The sequence below is a fragment of the Pseudonocardia sp. C8 genome (assembly GCF_014267175.1).
Lineage (GTDB): Bacteria > Actinomycetota > Actinomycetes > Mycobacteriales > Pseudonocardiaceae > Pseudonocardia.
Map to the genome: position 1 here is coordinate 5,524,749 of NZ_JACMTR010000002.1, position 17,455 is coordinate 5,542,203.

Consider the following 17,455-nt stretch of genomic DNA (forward strand, 5'->3'; position numbering starts at 1 on the left):
CGGCCGGCGATCCCCGCCCGGGACGGCCATGGGTGCGGGTCGCGCTCGTGCGTACCCTGGAACGGTGCTCAACCCGCGACAGGTGGTGGACTACGCCCTGCAGCGCCGCGCGTTGCTGGCCGATGTCCGCACCGGTCGGGTCGGCCCGGACGAGGTGTGCGACGCGGGTGCGTACCTGCACCGCGCCGCCCGGTTCCACGGCACGACCGTCGACGAGCCCTGTCCGATGTGCCGCAAGGAACCGCTCGCCCAGGTCTCCTGGGTGTTCGGTGAATCCCTGCGGCACGTTTCCGGTTCCGCCCGGTCCGCGGCGGATCTGGAGCAGCTGGCCGGCCACCACCCCGAGTTCACGGTGCACGTGGTCGAAGTGTGCCGGACCTGTGGCTGGAACCATCTGGTCCGGTCGTACGTCCTCGGCACCGGCCGCCGCCCGCGCCGCGGACGCAGGACCGCCGGTGGATGAGCCCGCCCCCGAACCTCGCCACGATCCGGGCCGTTCCGGCGGCACCGGAGGGCGAACGGACCCCCGCCGCTCCGGGCATCCCCGGCCCGGTCCCCGGCGGACCAGCGAGACCGCACCCCACGGAGCCGCCCGGTGAACGACGAGCGTGACCCCCGGCGCACCCCGCCCCCCGGCCCCCCTCCGCCCCCCGGCCGCCCGCTCCCCCCGCCGGCACCCCGCCCCGGCGGCGCGGGTCCGCGGCGGCCCGGCCCGCCCCCGCCGCCCCCGGGGCAGGGGGACGGCCGTACGGTCCCGAACCCGCCGCCGGGTCCCCCGCGGCCGGTCCCGCAGTCGCCGCCGCCGCTGCTGACCCACGAGGAGTCCGGCGTCGGCCACTTCGGACCGGTCCGGCAGGCGCAGCAGCCCGGTGCCCCGCAGCGGCGCGGTGACAACCGGACGGACACCCGGACGGTGCGCGCGCCCGCCGACCCGGACCGGCCGCGTCCCGCCGGCGGCGGACCGCCCGGTCCACCCGGCCGCACCGACGGACGGCGTCCCGGCGGTGGAGACGGCGGTGACGGCGGCGACGGGCACCCTCGGGCGTCGCGCCGCCGGCGGATCCGGAAGTGGGTCCTCGGCGCCGCCGGGGTCGCCGTGCTCGGCCCGCTGATCGCGTTCGCGATCGGCTGGCTGGTGTTCCCGGTGCCCAGCGCCGACGACATCGCGGTCACCCAGGTCGCGACGTTCAGCTACGCCGACGGCAGTCCACTCGCGACCGTCCGGCCGGACAACGTCAACCGCACCAGCGTCTCGCTGGACCAGGTGCCGCTGCCGGTCCAGCAGGCGGTGCTGTCCGCGGAGGACCGGACGTTCTACTCCAACCCCGGCTTCGACATCACCGGCATCGGCCGCGCCGTGGTCAACCAGCTCACCGGCGGCATCGGCGGCGGCTCGACGATCACCCAGCAGTACATCAAGGTGACGACCGGCAACGACCAGTACTCGCTGTTCCGGAAGTTCCGCGAGGTCGTGCTCGCGGCGAAGATCTCCAAGGAGATGACCAAGGAACAGATCCTGGAGAACTACCTCAACGCCATCTACCTCGGCCGCGGCGCCTACGGCGTGCAGGCCGCCAGCCAGGCGTACTTCGGCAAGAACGTCTCGGACCTCGGCCCGTCCGAGGGCGCGGTGCTCGCCGGGCTGATCCAGTCGCCGTCGCGCTGGGACCCGGCGAAGAACCTCGAGATGTCCCAGCAGCGCTGGAACTTCGTGCTCGACGGCATGGTGGCGCAGGGCTGGATGTCGCCGGCCGAGCGGGCGCAGCAGCGGTTCCCGCAGTGGCGGGAGGGCACGGCGAACGAGGGCGGCGGGATCCCCGGTGACGACCGGGCCCACGTCTACAAGGCCGCCCGTGCCGAGCTGGAGAAGCTGGGCATCTCCGAGACCGAGATCAACACCCAGGGGCTGACCGTCACGACGACGATCGACCCGAAGGCCCAGGAGCAGGCCGCCGAGGCGGTCCGGAAGGCCATGGAGAGCGAGCCGGAGAACCTGCGCTCGTCGCTGGTGTCGGTGAACCCGAAGACCGGCGCGGTGCTCGCCTACTACGGCGGCGAGAACGGCGTCGGACTGGACTACGCGTCGGTGCTCAAGCAGCCCGGGTCGTCGTTCAAGCCGTTCGTGCTGGCCGCAGGCCTGCAGGCGCCCGAGCCGATCGGGCTGGGCGCGACCTACGACGGGTCGTCCCCGCAGATGCTGGCCGGCACCAGGGTCGCCAACTCCGAGGGCCCCGGCTGCGACCGCTGCTCGGTGAAGGAGGCCATGACGAAGTCGGTCAACACCGTCTTCTACAAGATGGGCCTCGACATCGGGCCGCACAAGGTCGCCGAGGCCGCGCACCAGGCCGGCATCCCCGCCGACCTGCTCCCGAACCCGACCGGCGGCATCTCGCTGGGTGACCGGGAGGTGCACCCCGAGGACATGGCGGGCGCCTACGCGACCTTCGCCGCGGACGGCATGCGGCGCGAGCCGTTCCTCGTCGCCAAGGTCACCGCCAGCGACGGCCGGGTCATCTACGACCGCGGCAGCACCGACAACGGCCAGCAGGTCATGGACCCCCAGGTCGCGCGGAACGTCACCGAGTCGATGACCGACGTCGCGGACTCGGCCCGGATCGGCCTGAACGGAGGCCGCCCGGTCGCCGCCAAGACCGGCACCGTGCAGAGCGGCATCGAGGGGCAGAACAACGACGCCTGGACCGTCGGGTACACGCCGTCGGTGTCCACGGCCGTCTGGGTCGGGACCGACGACAACACCCCGATCCAGGACTCGTCGGGCAACCCGATCTACGGCCGGATGCTGCCCGGTTCGATCTGGCAGTCGTTCATGAACGACGTGTTGCGCGGTACCCCGGTCGAGCAGTTCTCCGACTTCGAGCCGATCGGCCAGGCGCCGGCCCGCGAGGTCTCCAACGCCGGCCAGGCGCCCCCGACGCCGGCGAGCACGCCGAACCCCGAGCCGAGCCGCCGACCCGAGGAGGACCGGGGCGGCGACTCCGGCGGTGAGGGCGACCGCGGGAACTCCGGCGGCGACGACCGCTCGGGCGGTGACGACCGTTCCGGCGGCGACGGCGGTGGCGACAGGTCGTCCGGCGGGGACGGCGGGTCGCTGCTCGGCAACGACGGCGGCAACTCCGACGGCGACGGCAACCCCGACGGCGGCGGCAACTCCGACGGCGGGGGCAACGACGCCGGCAACCCGGACGAGGGGGGCAACTGACCGCAGCCGGCCGTTCCCGCGGCGTCTCCCGCGCCGAGCCGCCGCCCGGGGACGGCCCGACCGGACGGGTCGTCCCGACCTGGACCGAGCCGCTCGCCCGCTCGGCCAGCGGGGTGATCGGCGGCCCGCTCGGCCGGCACGCGCTGGTCGGCCGCGCCCGCTACTGGACCCCGCTGCGGGTCGTGCTGCTGTTCGCGGTCGCCGTCCTGGTGCTGGCCTGGCTCGGCAAGGCCGCCTGCCTGCAGCAGTACCGCACCCAGGACGGTGTGCTCGCCCTCGACTGGCGCAACGACCGCCAGTACGTGGCGATGTGCTACTCCGACACGGTCCCGCTGTACGGGCTGGAGGGCCTCGCCGACGACGGCGTCCCCTACCGCGACGCCTGGTACGAGACCCGCTCGGACGGCTCCCGCGCGGAGCGGTTCATGGAGTACCCGGTGGTCACCGGGTTCTTCCAGTACCTGAACGCCCAGCTCACCGACGGCTGGCTGTGGCTGGCCGAGCGGTTGCCGCTGCCGACCGCGCTCGACGTCGTCGTCTACTTCGACGTGACGGCGTTCTGGCTGGCGGCCGCGTGGCTGACCGTCGTCTGGGCGGTCCTCGTGCTCCGTCCGGAACGCCCCTGGGACGCCGCGCTGGTCGCGCTGTCCCCGCTCGCGCTGGTGCACGTGTTCACCAACTTCGACGCGCTCGCCGTCGCGCTCGCCACCGGCGGGCTGCTGGCGCTGCGCCGGGACCGCCCCGGCTGGGCGGGGGTGCTGCTCGGGCTCGGTACCGCCGCGAAGCTCTACCCGGCGCTGTTGCTGCTGCCGATCGTGCTGATCGGCTGGCGACGGCGGTCGTCCGGCGGGCTGGTCCGTGCGGCGTGGGCGGCCGGGGCGGCGGTCGCGACCTGGCTGGCGGTGAACCTGCCCGTCGCGCTGGCCTGGCCGCGCGGCTGGTCGGAGTTCTTCCTGCTCAACCGGACGCGCCCGGCCGACCCGGACTCGATCTGGTACGCGCTGTCCTGGTTCACCGGCTGGGCCGGCTTCGACGGTCCGCTGGCGCCTGGCGCCGCCCCGACGGTCCTCAACGCCGTCACGTTCGTGCTGATGGCGCTGGCGTTCGCCGCGGTCGCCTGGCTCGCCCTGCGCGCGCCGCGCCCGCCGGCGGTCGCGGAGCTCGGGTTCCTGGCCGTCGCGGCGTTCCTGCTGGTCAACAAGGTGTGGAGCCCGCAGTACTCGCTGTGGCTGGTGCCGCTCGCGGTGCTGGCGCTCCCGCGGTGGCGGCTGCTGCTCGGCTGGATGGCGGTCGACGCGCTGGTCTGGGTGCCGCGGATGTACCAGTACCTGGGCGTGGCGGACAAGGGCCTGCCGATGGAGCCGTTCCTGATCACGGTGCTGGTCCGGGACGCCGTGGTCGTCGCGTTGTGCGTGCTCGTGGTCCGGCAGATCCTCCACCCGGAGCCCGAACCGGGGCGCGCCCCGGACCCGGTGTGGCCGCGCACCGCGCCGGCCCCCGTCGCCCGGCACGGGTGACGCGGGTCTCGGCCGGGCCCCGCCGGGCGCGGAGTGCGCGACGATCACCCCATGGGCGACGACGCGGTGGTCCCGGACGGCGTGCAGCAGCGGCTCCGGGAGCGGGTCCGGGCCGCCCTGTCCGTGCTCCCGGCGGAGCGGCGGCAGGCCGCGTCCGACGCCGACCGGGCCGGCAAGCGGGCCGCGGCCGTCACACTGACCCTCCTGCCGGTCCCCGGTGCCACCGGTGACGGCCCGCTCGCCGACGAGGTCGCGTTCGTCCTCACCCGGAGGGCCCGGTCGCTGCGGGCGCACTCCGGGCAGTGGGCGCTACCCGGTGGCCGGATCGACGCCGGCGAGACCGCCGAGCAGGCCGGCCGCCGCGAGGTCGCCGAGGAGATCGGGCTCGCCCTCGGCCCGGAGCGGGTCCTCGGCCTGCTCGACGACTACCCGACCCGCTCCGGCTACGTCATCACGCCGGTCGTGCTGTGGGCGGGCGGTGCCGGGGAGCCGGTGCCGAACCCCGACGAGGTGGCCGTGCTGCACCGCCCACCGCTCGCCGAGATCGACCGCGAGCCCCGGTTCCTGACCATCCCGGAATCCGAGGCCCCGGTGATCCAGGTGCCGTTGTTCGACCGCTACGTGCACGCCCCGACCGGTGCGGTGCTCTACCAGTTCCGGGAGGTCGTGCTGCACGGCCGGCCGACCCGGGTGGCGCACCTCGAGCAGCCGGTGTTCGCCTGGCGCTGAGCTACGGCGCGTGCTCGCGCAGGTAGGCGATGTCGCGGGCCTGCCCGTCCGCCGGTGTCTCGACCACGACCGGTGCCCCCGCCTCGGCGACGACCGCCGCCAGCTCGTCCGCCGGGATCGTGCCGGACTCGATGTTGGCGTGCCGGTCCCGCGCCGAGTCGAACGGGTCGCGGGAGTTGTTGAGGTGGATCAGGTCGATCCGTCCGGTGATCGCCTTCGCGCGCTCCACGATCCCGGCGAGCTCCTCGCCGCCGGCGTACGCGTGGCAGGTGTCCAGGCAGAACCCGACACCGAACTCGCCGACCGCGTCCCACAGCCGCGCGAGCGCGTCGAACCGGCGGGCCATCGCGTTGTCCCCGCCCGCGGTGTTCTCGATGAGGATCGGCACGTCGAACCCGTGCTCGCCGGCCTGCCGCTCGACGAACTTGCGCCAGTTGTCCACGCCGACCGCCGGGTCGTCGTCCTTCGTGACGTGCCCGCCGTGCACGACCAGGCCGAAGGCGCCGACCGCTGCCGCGCCCGCCATGTGCTGCTGCACGATCTTGCGGGACGGGATGCGGATCCGGTTGTTCGTCGACGCGACGTTCGCGGTGTACGGGGCGTGCACCACGACCGCGACGTCGGACGCCGACAGCTCCGCCGCCCGCGGGTGCGGCGGCGGCTTCTTCCAGCCCTGCGGGTCGGACAGGAAGATCTGGACCACCTCGGCGCCCACCTCGCCGGCCGCGGCCAGCGGGTCCTCGGCGTCGCGGACGTGCGCTCCGATCTGCATGCGGGAACGGTAGCGAGCACCCCCGACAGCGCGCCCCGGGGCCGGTCGGCCACCCGGCGATCCGGCCGGCGCGTACCCGCAGGTCGGACCCCGGATCGTCGTTGCTAGCCTGGGTCGGTCATCCCGCAGTTCTCCCGCCCGGCCGCCGGCCGGTGAACGCGAAACTGTCGGGGTGCGCTGAGAACCTCCTGTCACGGCCGTCCGGGCCGTGACCGTTTCGAGTCCATAGGAGGTGAGTGGTTCTCATGCGTCACTACGAGGTCATGGTCATCCTCGACGGCAGCCTGGACGAGCGCACCGTGCAGCCGTCCCTGGAGCAGTTCCTCTCCGTCGTGAAGAGCGACGGCGGATCGATCGAGAAGATCGAGGTCTGGGGCAAGCGCCGGCTGGCCTACGAGATCAAGAAGCAGGGCGAGGCCATCTACGCGGTCGTCGAGATCACCGCGGAGCCGGCCACCGTCGCCGAGCTGGACCGCCAGCTGGGCCTGAACGAGTCCGTGCTGCGCACCAAGGTGCTGCGCAAGGACATCACCCGCACGCCGGCGCCCGCCGCCGGCTGAGAGGGGCACTCATGGCCGGCGAGACCGTGATCACCGTCGTGGGCAACCTGACGGCGGATCCCGAGCTGCGGTTCACCCCCTCCGGCGCCGCGGTCGCCAACTTCACCGTCGCGTCGACGCCGCGCACCTTCGACCGCCAGACCGGCGAGTGGAAGGACGGCGAGGCGCTGTTCCTGCGCTGCAACATCTGGCGCCAGGCGGCGGAGAACGTCGCCGAGTCGCTGACCCGCGGTGCGCGGGTGGTGGTGCAGGGGCGCCTCCGGCAGCGGTCCTTCGAGACCCGCGAGGGTGAGAAGCGCACCGTCGTGGAGCTGGAGGTCGACGAGGTCGGCCCCTCGCTCCGGTACGCGACCGCCAAGGTCAACAAGGTCAGCCGGGGCGGTGGTTCCGGCGGCTTCGGTGGCGGTGGCGGCGGCTACGAGGGCGGTGGCGGCGGCTTCGGCGGCGGCCCCCAGAGCGGTGGTCCCGGCGGCGGCTCCGGCGGGGGCAACTCCGGCGGCGGCTATGACGACCCCTGGGGTTCGGCCCCGCCCGCGGGCAGCGGCGCGGCGTCCGACGACGAGCCCCCCTTCTGATCCACGTCCCCTCCGCCCACGACGGGCGGTAGACACTCCAGGAGCACCACCATGGCCAAGGCCATCGTGCGCAAGCCGAAGAAGAAGGTCTGCGCGTTCTGCAAGGACAAGGCCCAGCTGATCGACTACAAGGACACCGGTCTGCTGCGGAAGTTCATCTCCGACCGGGGCAAGATCCGTGCCCGCCGGGTGACCGGCAACTGCCGGCAGCACCAGCGGGACATCGCCGTCGCGGTGAAGAACTCCCGCGAGGTCGCACTGCTGCCCTACACCTCGACCGCGCGCTGACACGAGGAGGAGAACGCAGATGAAGCTCATCCTCAACGCCGACGTCCCGAACCTGGGCGCGCCGGGCGACATCGTCGAGGTCAAGGACGGCTACGGCCGCAACTACCTGCTGCCGCGCAAGCTCGCGGTCGTCGCCACCCGCGGTGCCGAGAAGCAGGTCGAGCAGATCCGCCGGGCGCAGAAGTCCCGCGCGATCCGCGACCTGAGCCACGCGCAGCAGGTCGACTCGCAGCTGCGGAACCTGAACGTGACGGTCCCGGCGAAGGCCGGCGCCAACGGCCGCCTGTTCGGGTCCGTCACCCCGGCCGCGGTCGTCGACGCCGTGAAGGCCGCCGGCGGGCCGGCGCTGGACAAGCGCTCCGTCGACGTCCCGGGGCACATCAAGACCCTCGGCAAGCACCAGGTGCAGGTCCGCCTGCACCCGGAGGTCACCACCGAGCTGCCGATCGCGGTCGTCGCGAGCTGAATACGTGACAGGTGGTCGCGCGACCACCGAGCGTAGTCAGGGCGGTGACCGGAGCCCCGTGCTCCGGTCACCGCCCTTTCGCATGTCCGGAGCCGGTCCGGGGAGCGGGACGAGCGCGCTCCGGAGTCGGGAGTGGACAGTGCGACCCGTTCGTGGGACCCGGTCGCGGGATGTGTTGTCACGCAGCCGACACGCCACCGGTGACGGCCCGCTCGTCGGGCGGACCTGTGGATGCGCCGAGCGGCGAACGGTCCCCCGGGCGGTCCGACACGCCGATCGCGGGCCTGCGCCGACACGCCCGAGCAAAGTTGTCCACACCCGTCCCCATGGCCCTGACCAGCGATTTCAGGGGGAATTGGGCGGTTGTCCCCAGGGTTTCCACAGCACGGTCCCGGGACGGACGGCGTTCGTGCACAGTTCATCCCCAGGTTGATCACCATGCCCGTTCGCGTGCGGGGCTCGCCCGGCCTAGCCTCGGCCGCACCGGCCCGGCGAGGGGCTCCCGTACGCACCCGCGCGAGGCGCGGTCCGGCGGGGTGCCGCCACGGCCGGAGATCACGGGAGATCCGCGCGGGTCGGCGAACCGCCACTCGCGCATCGAACGTGTGTTCGGGTATGCTGTCCATCGGGGGTGACGCTGCGTATGGCTCTGACAGACGACCGTCCAGCCGGACGGCCTCGGGCCGTTCGCGACGGCGACCAGGCCGGTGGATCCTCCGACGGCGCGAGCGGAGCCTTCGACCGGCAGCCTCCGCAGGACCTGACCGCGGAACAGTCGGTGCTCGGCGGGATGCTGCTGAGCAAGGACGCGATCGCCGACGTCGTCGAGGTGCTGCGGCCGGAGGACTTCTACCGGCCCGCGCACCAGACCGTCTACGAGACGATCCTGGACCTCTACGGCCGCGGTGAGCCGGCCGACGCGGTGACCGTGTCGGCGGAGCTGCAGCGGCGCGGCGAGCTGGTCCGGCTCGGCGGCGCCCCCTACCTGCACACGCTGATCGCGACGGTGCCGACTGCGGCGAACGCGGCGTACTACGCCGAGATCGTCGGTGAGAAGGCGATCCTGCGCCGGCTGGTCGAGGCCGGTACCCGGATCGTGCAGCTCGGCTACCACGGCAACGAGGGCGGCGAGGTCGACGAGGTCGTCGACCGGGCCCAGGCGGCCGTCTACGAGGTCACCGAGCGCACCACCACCGAGGACTACACCGTGCTGGAGGAGCTCCTCCAGCCGACGATGGACGAGATCGACGCGATCGCCTCCCGGGGCGGCCTCGCGGCGGGCGTCCCGACCGGGTTCGCCGACCTCGACGCCTGCACCAACGGACTGCACCCCGGGCAGATGGTCGTCGTGGCGGCGCGCCCGGGTCTGGGCAAATCGACCCTCGGTCTGGACTTCGCGCGCTCGTGCTCGATCAAGAACGGCATGACCAGCGCGTTCTTCTCGCTCGAGATGAGCAAGTCCGAGATCGTGATGCGCCTGCTGTCGGCGGAGGCGCGGATCCGGCTGGCCGACATGCGCGCGGGCCGGATGTCCGACGAGGACTGGACCCGGATGGCCCGCCGGATGTCGGAGATCTCCGAGGCTCCGCTCTACATCGACGACTCGCCGAACCTCACGCTGATGGAGATCCGGGCCAAGGCGCGCCGGATGAAGCAGCGCAACGACCTCAAGCTGATCATCCTGGACTACCTGCAGCTGATGACCTCGGGCCGCAAGGTCGAGTCCCGGCAGCAGGAAGTGTCGGAGTTCTCCCGGCAGATCAAGCTCCTCGCGAAGGAGCTCGAGGTGCCGGTGGTCGCGATGAGCCAGCTGAACCGTGGCCCGGAGCAGCGCACCGACAAGCGGCCGATGCTGTCGGACCTGCGCGAGTCCGGATCGATCGAGCAGGACGCCGACATGGTGATCCTGCTGCACCGCCCGGACGCGTTCGAGAACGACGACCCGCGGGCGGGCGAGGCGGACCTGATCCTGGCCAAGCACCGGAACGGGCCCACCACGACGATCACGGTCGCGCACCAGCTGCACTACAGCCGGTTCTCCGACCTCGCCCACGGGTAGGCCACCACCGCTCGCCGGGGCGGGGCGCGATCGCGCGGAGCCGCCCCCGGGAGCCGCCCGCGGCCCGGACGGGTGTGCGGGGCACCGGTCGGCCACCGGTACCCCGCACCCCACCCGTCAGCGGTCGCCGGGCGGGGTGAGCAGCGCTTCGAGGAAGCGGCGCTGCTCGGCGATGAGCCGGTCGACGAACTGGCGCTGCCCGGCCAGGAGCTGCTCGAACAGGTCGTAGCTGCCGCGGACGGCGGCACGGGCCGCCGCGGGGTCGGGTCCGAACGGGAGGGGCAGACGCCCGGCCTCCTTGCCGCTGCCGAACATCGCGAGGGTGGCGTCCTCGCCGGAGCGGACGACGCGCAGTACCGAGTCCTGGATCTGCCGGTAGCTCTCGGCGGTGGCCTCGCGGACGGTGTCGGTCATCGTCGCGGTCGCGGTGGCCGTGTCCTCGGTGCCGGGCTCGTCGGTCGCGTTGTTGCGGCTGCGCGGCTGGGCGTTGGACTGGGGCACGATCAGACCTCCGAAGTGGTGTGCGGACGGGAGCGGTATCGGAGGTCGCCACTCTGCGCGCGGCGGGTGCGAGCAACAACCGCCACCCGGGGCTCACTCGAATGGCGCCCCATCCGCCACCGGGGGGCAGCACCCGGACACGGCGTCTCGTGCCGTGCCGTGCGCCGACCGGATGTGCCAGGCTCCTCGGTGTGACATCCCCGGACGGTCTGCTGCCCGCCCTGACCTTCGGTGACGGCCCGCGGCTGGCCGTCGCGGTGCACGGCATCACGGCGTCGGCGATGGAGTGGCCGGCCGTCGCCCGGTGCCTGCCCGCGGACTGGACGCTCGTCGCGCCCGACCTGCGCGGGCGGGGCGCGGCGGCCGGCCTGCCGGGCCCGTACGGCCTGCAGCGGCACGTCGAGGACGTCTGCGCGCTCGTCCGGGCCCGCCGGCCCCGGGAAACCGTCCTGGTCGGGCACAGCATGGGTGCCTACGTCGCCCTGCTCGCCGCGGTCGCCGAGCCCGGCCTGTTCGACCGGCTCGTCCTCGTCGACGGCGGCCTGCCCCTGCCGCCGCCACCCGAGGGCGTGTCCGTCGACGAGGTCCTCCAGGCCACCCTCGGCCCGGCGATCGCCCGGCTGAGCCGGACGTTCGAGTCCGAGCAGGCCTACCTCGACTTCTTCCGCGCGCATCCCGCGCTCGCCGACGCCTGGAACGAGGACGTCGCCGGCTACGTGCGGTACGACCTCGCCGGCCCGTCGGGGGCGCAGCGCTCGCGGGTCGTCGAGGAGGCCGTGCGCGCCGACGGCCGCGACGTCCTGGTCCGGGCGGGGGACTTCGCGGCGGCGTGGGAGGCGCTCACCGTGCCGGGCGTGCTGCTGCGGGCGCCGCTGGGGCTGTTCGGGGAGGCGCCGGGCCTGCTCGGCGACGACGCCGTCGCGGAGGCGGGCCGGCGACGTCCCGACATCGTCGTGGACACCGTGGACGGCGCCAACCACTACACGATCGTGCTGGACGAGCAGTTCGCCGCGCGGGTCGCGCGCCGCATCGCCGGGGAGTGACGCCGGGCGGCCCACGCTTTGCGCTCCCGCCCCCGGTCGGCAATGGTCGGGGCGGGCGCGAACCGGTGCACGGCCCGCCCGCGACACGGTCCGAACAGGACGGGGGACCTCATGGATGTGCCGGCCGGGATCTGGTGGCTGACGATCGCCGCGATCGTCGGGTTGCTGGCGTTCGACTTCGTCTTCCACGTACGCAAGGCCCACGTGCCCACGCTCAAGGAGGCCGGCGTCTGGTCCGCGCTCTACATCGGTGTCGCGATCCTGTTCGGGATCGCCGTCCTGGTGTTCGGCGGGACCGACATGGGCGTCGAGTACTTCGCGGGCTACGTCACCGAGAAGGCGCTCTCGGTCGACAACCTGTTCGTCTTCCTGGTGATCATCTCCAGCTTCAAGGTACCCCGCGCGGACCAGCAGAAGGTGCTCCTGTTCGGGATCGTGTTCTCGCTGATCGCCCGGACCGGGTTCATCTTCGCGGGCGCAGGCTTGATCAACTCTTTCGCGTGGGTCTTCTACCTGTTCGGTCTCGTCCTGATCGTCACCGCCGGGCACCTGCTGAAGCCCGGTGACTCCGAGAGCCGGCCCGCGGACAACCTGGTGATCAGGCTCGCCCGCCGGATGTTCCGCACCTCCGACACCTACGACGGCGACAGGCTGTTCACCGTCCGGGACGGCCGGCGGGTCATGACCCCGATGCTCCTGGTCATGGTGGCCATCGGCGGGACGGACGTGATGTTCGCGCTCGACTCGATCCCGGCGATCTTCGGTCTGACCCAGAACGTGTACCTGGTGTTCACGGCGACCGCGTTCTCCCTGCTCGGGCTGCGCCAGCTCTACTTCCTCATCGACGGGCTCCTCGACCGGCTCGTCTACCTCAGCTACGGCCTCGCCGTCATCCTGGCGTTCATCGGCGTGAAGCTGATCCTGCACGCGTTGCACGAGAACAACGTGCCGATCATCAACGGTGGCGAGCCGGTGGAGGTGGTCGAGATCAGCACCGGTCTGTCCCTGGTGGTGATCCTCAGCGTGCTGGCGGTGACCGTCCTCGCGTCCGTGCTCAGCCCGCGCGGCCGCGGCCAGAACGCGGTCTCCGGCGCCCGGCGCCATGCTGCCGAGTACCTCGATGTCGAGACGGACCCGGAGCAGCGCGAGAGCATCTTCCGCAAGCTCCTCGCGGAGGAGGCGGTCATCCGGGGACTCCCCGAGAAGTACCGCGCGCGCATCCGCGAGGAGGACAAGCTCATGGACCTGCTCCGGCGTGCGCACGCGGCGCACGATGCCCGTGAGTCCCCGCCGGGTGGCGGCGCCGATGCGGCCCGGACGGCGCCGCCGCGCAGCTGACCCGCCCGCGTCCGCCCGCCGGTCAGGCGGTGTCGGGGCGGGAGCGTGAACCGACCGTCGCGGCCAGGCCCAGGGACACCGCGGCGAGCACGACGCCGGCGATCACGGTCGGGACGCTCACCGCGACAGCGCCGACCAGCAGTACCAGGAGGGAGAGTCCGAGCAGCAGGGAGTGCAGCGGCCCCGCGCCGTGCAACGGCCGTCCGGCACCATTCCGGCGCCGGTCCCCGGCCTGCAGCGCGGCGAAGCGCCGGACGAGGCGCGGGTCGGTCAGCCGCAGCTGCACCTCCATCTCGTGCAGCCGCCGGATCTCGCGTTCGCTGAGCACTCCCCTACCTCTCCACGGGTCTCGACCGGCACGGAGGCGGGCCGGCGGGGCCATCGGGGTGGCCGGACCGATTCCGACCTTACGTGATCGGATCGTGATGTTCGTGGTGTGGCGGACGGCGTCACACGTGCCGGTGCTCACGCGGGGTCACCGGAGCGCGGTGTGCGACGAGCACCGGCCCGGCCGGATCACCAGAGCGTGACACGGTCCCGCCGGGGGCCGGCCGGCGCGCCGAGCCGGGCGCACAGGGCCGCCCAGGACCGGTCGTCACCGGGGGTGCGGGTGCGGCGGGGACGCAGCCACCGGATCTTGAGGTCCGGATCGTCCGGGTCCGCGGTCCACCGCTCCCGCGTCGACCCCCGGTCCGCCGAACGCACCTCGACCAGCACGCCGTCCGTGACGGCCTGCACGCCGTAGAGGCACCCGGGAGGGACCAGGACCAGCTGCGGGCCGTCCAGCAGCGCCACCGCGAGCCGCCCGAACGTCTCGGTGCACGGCCGCGCGTCGATCACCACCGCGTAGCCGGTCCCCTGCGGCACACCGATCACGACGGTGCCGTCCGGGTCCCCGGCGAGGCCGTGGACGTCGTCGCGGGCGGGGCGGTACCGGCGCCGGACCGGGAAGGCGTCGAGATCGACGGCGGCCGGTGTCCCCGGCCCCGACGGCGTCACGGGGTCCAGCAGCAACGCGCCCGGCACCACGGTCCGCTGGACGTGCACCGGCGCTCCCCTCGTCACGACCGGTCACACCGTGCGACGAAGCGGCGGGCCGACCTGTGTCTCGTATCGGAAACGACAACGAGCGAGCCGGGTCGTGGTGACGCTGCGCGAGGCGATGCTGCTCCGAACGGGTTCACAGCATGTCCACAGCGGCGCTCACTACTATCGGCGATAGTGGATCCGCGAAGGGGGAGACGGATGGCGGAGGACATGCGCTGCCGCTCCTGCCGCGGTGGCCGGGGCACGACGATCCTGGACCTCGGTGAACAGCCCCCGTGGGACCGGATGCCGTGGGCCGGCACCCCGCTGCCCGACCCGGCGTTCCCGCTGCGCATGTGGCTGTGCGCGGACTGCGGTCTGGCCCAGCTGGAGACCGACGCCGAGGTCGCCGAGGAGCTCCCGGGCGTCGAGGCACGGGCGGTGGCCGAGCACAGCGACCGCGCCGTCGGCCGGCTCGCCCGGGAGGGCGTGGTCCGGCCGGGCGCGACCGTCGTCGAGTTCGGCAGCCCGCACGGCGAGTCCTGGCTCTCCCGGCTGACCGCCCGCGGCATGGCGGCGGCCGGGCACGACGCGCCGACGGGCCACGCCGACCTGGTGATCGACTTCTACGGCCTGCTGCACGAACCGGACCAGGACGCCGCGCTGCGGCGCCGGGCCGAGCTCCTGGCCCCCGGAGGGACGCTCGCGCTGCAGCTGCTGCCGCTGGGCACCCTGCTGCGCGACGGCCAGTGGTACGACCTGCGGCACGGCCACTACGCGTACTGGTCGCTGCCGGCCCTGGACGCCGCCCTCCGCCGGCACGGCCTGGGCGTCCACCGCGCGTGGTGGTACCCGATGGCCGGCGGCACGCTGCTCGTCACGGCCCGGGCCGGAGCCGAGCCGGACGGCGAGACCCGCCGGCTGCTGCGCGAGGAGGACGAGCTCGGCGTCACCGACCCGGCCCGGCTCGCCGGCCTGCAGGCCGCCGCCGACCGTGCCCACGACCTGCGGGACTGGCTGGGGGCCGAGCGCGCGGCCGGGCGGACCGTCGCCGGCTACGGGGCCGCGTCCCGGGCCGTGCCGCTGGTCTGCCACGCCGGGCTGCGGGCGGACCTGTTCGCAGCGGTCGGCGACGCCTCCCCCGCCAAGCAGGGCCGGCGGATGCCGGGCACCGACGTCCCGATCGTCTCGCCGGCCGAGCTGGCGGAGCTCCGGCCGGACCGGGTCGTGCTGTTCCTCGCCGAGCTGGCCGGCGAGGTCCGCGCCGCCCTACCGGAGATCGAGTCCGCCGGGGGCCGCTGGGTCGTGCTCGATCCCGGCCCGCGCCTCCTCACCCCGGAGCCCAGCCTGTCCACCGGGTGAGCCCGGCCCGGGGCGCATGGGGGGTTGCGGTCTGCCGTTACCCTCTGGTCCGGGAGGCAACATGCGAGGTCGACTCGGCGAGCTCGAGGCCGCCGTCATGGATGTGCTGTGGACCGGTGATACGCCGTGCCGGGTCCGGGACGTCCGCCGCCACCTCGCCCCGACCCGCCCGCTCGCCTACACGACCGTCATGACCGTGCTGGACAACCTGCACCGCAAGGGCTGGGTGCAGCGCGAGCTCGACGGCCGGGCCTACCTGTACCGCCCCGCCGCCAGCCGCGAGGAGGAGACCGCGCGGGCGCTGCGCGACCTGCTGGACGCCGCGGGCGACACCGAGGCCGTGCTGCTGCACTTCGCCCGGTCGGTGTCCGAGCGGGAGTCCGCGGTGCTGCGCGACGCGCTCGCCGGACCGGAAGCCGGGTGACCGCGGAGTGAGTCTCAGGCCGCCCGGTCCGGGCTGCGGCGGCGCGCCCGGAGCCGGGACGCGCGGTGCCGGACCGGCCCGTGGCCGGCCCGCTCGGCGGCCCGCGTGATCGAGCGGACCATCCCGCCGAACACGATCCCGTGGAACGGCGCGACCGACCACCAGTACAGCCGGCCGGCCACCCCGTGCGGGATGAACACGGCCCGCTGCCGGTAGGTCGAGCCGCCGCCCCGCGGTGCCACCGACATCTCCAGCCAGGCCCGCCCCGAAACCTTCATCTCCGCGCGCAACCGCAGCAGCCCCCAGGCCGGGGGCAGGTCGTCGGCCGGTGGCCGGTGCCCGCCCGGTTCGCGGACCCGTTCCACCCGCCACCAGTCCACGGCGTCCCCGGTGCGGACGGTGTCCGGGTCACGGCGGCCGCGGGTGAGCCCCACCCCGCCGGCGGCGCGGTCCATCCACCCGCGCACCGACCAGGCGAGCGGGAACGAGTACCAGCCGCGCTCGCCGCCGATCCCCGCCACGACCTGCCACAGCCGCTCGGGGGACGCCGCGCAGTCCCGGGCACGCTCGTCGAGGTAGACCGGTTCGCCGCCGAGGTCGGCGGGCAGCGGGTCGGACGGCACGCCCGGCGCCGTCGCGTCCGACCAGCGGGTCTCCACGTCGCCGTCGACCGTCCGGGCCAGCGCGAGCTCGACGGTGCGCCCGAAGCCGAGTAGCCCTCCGGGCGGGTCGGGCACCGCGGACCGGATGTCGTCCTCGGTGCAGACGGCCCCGCGCGCCGGCGGCTCGATCAGGGGACGCGCGACCGACGCCGGCACCGGCGACACCACGCCCGCCCAGTGCGCGGCCGGCGCCGGGGACCGTCCCGGCAGCGGCAGGACCCGGCGGGGCGGGAGACCGGCGACGGCCGCGTAGCGACGCATCATCTCGAGGTAGGTGAGGACGTCCGGGCCGCCGACGTCGAACGTCCGGTTCGGCTCCCCGGGAAGCTCCGCGGCCCCCACGAGGTAGTCCAGGACGTCCCGCACCGCGATCGGCTGGACCGGCCGGTCCGCCCACCCCGGTGCGAGCACCGGCAGCCGCTCGGTCAGGTGGCGCAGGATCTCGAAGCTCGCCGCACCCGGCCCGAGGACCATCGCGGCCCGCAGGACGACCGCCGGAACCTCGGCGCGCAGCAGCGTCTCGGCCACCGGCGCGGCACCGGGATGCAACCGTCCCAGGTGGACGATCCGGTGCACCCCGGCGTCCCGCGCGGCGCCCGCGACGATCGGCGCGGCCCGCGCGGTGACGGCCTCCGGGGCCAGGAGGTGCACGACGTCGACGTCCGCGCAGGCCGCCCGCACGCTCTCCGGGTCGAGCAGGTCACCCCGCACGATCTCCACGTCGTCGGCCCAGGCCCGGCCGGCGAGCGCGTCCGGGTAGCGCACGAGGCAGCGGACGTGCGTGGGACCGGTGTCCGGGGACGGTACGCGGCCGGTGTCCGGGCCGTGGCCCAGCAGCCGCGGGGCGAGCCGTCCGCCGATGTAGCCGGTCGCTCCGGTGACGAGGTGGCGCACGCCGGTGATCGTCCCACCG

The 17,455-nt window shown here is 74.0% G+C and carries 18 protein-coding genes; 13 read left to right on the forward strand and 5 right to left on the reverse strand.

Translation table 11 applies throughout. The features are described 5' to 3' along the window. The first annotated feature begins 64 nt into the window (after positions 1–64). From H7X46_RS26250 to H7X46_RS26265, 4 genes are all read left to right on the forward strand, one after another. Positions 65–463 (forward strand): DUF5318 family protein, encoded by a 399-nt coding sequence (locus tag H7X46_RS26250; protein ID WP_186361892.1) that lies wholly within the window; start codon positions 65–67, stop codon positions 461–463. A gap of 450 nt (positions 464–913) precedes the next feature. Next, positions 914–3,220, forward strand: coding sequence for a transglycosylase domain-containing protein (locus H7X46_RS26255; protein WP_186361893.1), 2,307 nt, complete (start codon positions 914–916; stop codon positions 3,218–3,220). A 113-nt stretch (positions 3,221–3,333) separates the two neighbouring features. Beyond that, entirely contained in the window at positions 3,334–4,737 is a 1,404-nt protein-coding gene (locus H7X46_RS26260) for a glycosyltransferase family 87 protein (RefSeq protein ID WP_370588979.1), read from the forward strand. Between the two features lie 51 nt (positions 4,738–4,788). Beyond that, positions 4,789–5,466, forward strand: coding sequence for a CoA pyrophosphatase (locus tag H7X46_RS26265; protein ID WP_186361894.1), 678 nt, complete (start codon positions 4,789–4,791; stop codon positions 5,464–5,466). Between the two features lies 1 nt (position 5,467). Here the strand turns inward: H7X46_RS26265 and H7X46_RS26270 are convergent, their stop codons facing one another. Further along, complete coding sequence (locus H7X46_RS26270; protein WP_186361895.1) at positions 5,468–6,238, reverse strand: deoxyribonuclease IV; 771 nt, start codon at positions 6,236–6,238, stop codon at positions 5,468–5,470. 245 nt (positions 6,239–6,483) lie between these two features. Between H7X46_RS26270 and rpsF the strand changes: the two genes are divergently transcribed. From rpsF to dnaB, 5 genes are all read left to right on the forward strand, one after another. Then, positions 6,484–6,798 (forward strand): 30S ribosomal protein S6, encoded by a 315-nt coding sequence (gene rpsF, locus H7X46_RS26275; RefSeq protein ID WP_186362927.1) that lies wholly within the window; start codon positions 6,484–6,486, stop codon positions 6,796–6,798. 11 nt (positions 6,799–6,809) lie between these two features. Further along, positions 6,810–7,373, forward strand: coding sequence for a single-stranded DNA-binding protein (locus tag H7X46_RS26280; protein ID WP_186361896.1), 564 nt, complete (start codon positions 6,810–6,812; stop codon positions 7,371–7,373). A gap of 51 nt (positions 7,374–7,424) precedes the next feature. Next, positions 7,425–7,661, forward strand: coding sequence for a 30S ribosomal protein S18 (rpsR, locus tag H7X46_RS26285; RefSeq protein ID WP_186361897.1), 237 nt, complete (start codon positions 7,425–7,427; stop codon positions 7,659–7,661). A 19-nt stretch (positions 7,662–7,680) separates the two neighbouring features. Continuing rightward, positions 7,681–8,127 carry a 50S ribosomal protein L9 gene (rplI, locus tag H7X46_RS26290; protein ID WP_186361898.1) on the forward strand — a complete coding sequence of 149 codons (447 nt, stop codon included), beginning with the start codon at positions 7,681–7,683 and terminating at the stop codon, positions 8,125–8,127. A 643-nt stretch (positions 8,128–8,770) separates the two neighbouring features. Beyond that, complete coding sequence (gene dnaB / locus H7X46_RS26295; protein ID WP_186361899.1) at positions 8,771–10,186, forward strand: replicative DNA helicase; 1,416 nt, start codon at positions 8,771–8,773, stop codon at positions 10,184–10,186. Between the two features lie 117 nt (positions 10,187–10,303). Here the strand turns inward: dnaB and H7X46_RS26300 are convergent, their stop codons facing one another. After that, positions 10,304–10,687: a hypothetical protein gene (locus H7X46_RS26300; protein WP_186361900.1), complete on the reverse strand. Its 384-nt coding sequence runs from the start codon at positions 10,685–10,687 to the stop codon at positions 10,304–10,306. Between the two features lie 191 nt (positions 10,688–10,878). Between H7X46_RS26300 and H7X46_RS26305 the strand changes: the two genes are divergently transcribed. Both H7X46_RS26305 and H7X46_RS26310 read left to right on the forward strand, forming a co-directional pair. Beyond that, the gene (locus H7X46_RS26305) at positions 10,879–11,730 is read left to right on the forward strand and encodes an alpha/beta fold hydrolase (protein ID WP_222131445.1); all 852 of its coding nucleotides are present in this window, start codon (positions 10,879–10,881) and stop codon (positions 11,728–11,730) included. Positions 11,731–11,841: 111 nt separating this feature from the next. Beyond that, positions 11,842–13,068, forward strand: a complete 1,227-nt coding sequence (locus H7X46_RS26310) for a TerC family protein (protein ID WP_186361902.1) — start codon at positions 11,842–11,844, stop codon at positions 13,066–13,068. A gap of 22 nt (positions 13,069–13,090) precedes the next feature. Here the strand turns inward: H7X46_RS26310 and H7X46_RS26315 are convergent, their stop codons facing one another. Both H7X46_RS26315 and H7X46_RS26320 read right to left on the reverse strand, forming a co-directional pair. Continuing rightward, complete coding sequence (locus tag H7X46_RS26315) at positions 13,091–13,396, reverse strand: DUF3040 domain-containing protein (RefSeq protein WP_186361903.1); 306 nt, start codon at positions 13,394–13,396, stop codon at positions 13,091–13,093. Between the two features lie 188 nt (positions 13,397–13,584). Next, complete coding sequence (locus H7X46_RS26320; protein ID WP_186361904.1) at positions 13,585–14,133, reverse strand: dTDP-4-dehydrorhamnose 3,5-epimerase family protein; 549 nt, start codon at positions 14,131–14,133, stop codon at positions 13,585–13,587. 180 nt (positions 14,134–14,313) lie between these two features. Between H7X46_RS26320 and H7X46_RS26325 the strand changes: the two genes are divergently transcribed. Beyond that, positions 14,314–15,456, forward strand: coding sequence for a class I SAM-dependent methyltransferase (locus H7X46_RS26325; RefSeq protein ID WP_255426227.1), 1,143 nt, complete (start codon positions 14,314–14,316; stop codon positions 15,454–15,456). Positions 15,457–15,517: 61 nt separating this feature from the next. After that, on the forward strand, positions 15,518–15,880 hold the full coding sequence (locus H7X46_RS26330) for a BlaI/MecI/CopY family transcriptional regulator (RefSeq protein WP_186361905.1): 363 nt from the start codon (positions 15,518–15,520) through the stop codon (positions 15,878–15,880). Between the two features lie 14 nt (positions 15,881–15,894). Here the strand turns inward: H7X46_RS26330 and H7X46_RS26335 are convergent, their stop codons facing one another. Beyond that, positions 15,895–17,436, reverse strand: coding sequence for an SDR family oxidoreductase (locus tag H7X46_RS26335; RefSeq protein WP_186361906.1), 1,542 nt, complete (start codon positions 17,434–17,436; stop codon positions 15,895–15,897). Between the last annotated feature and the right edge of the window lie 19 nt (positions 17,437–17,455).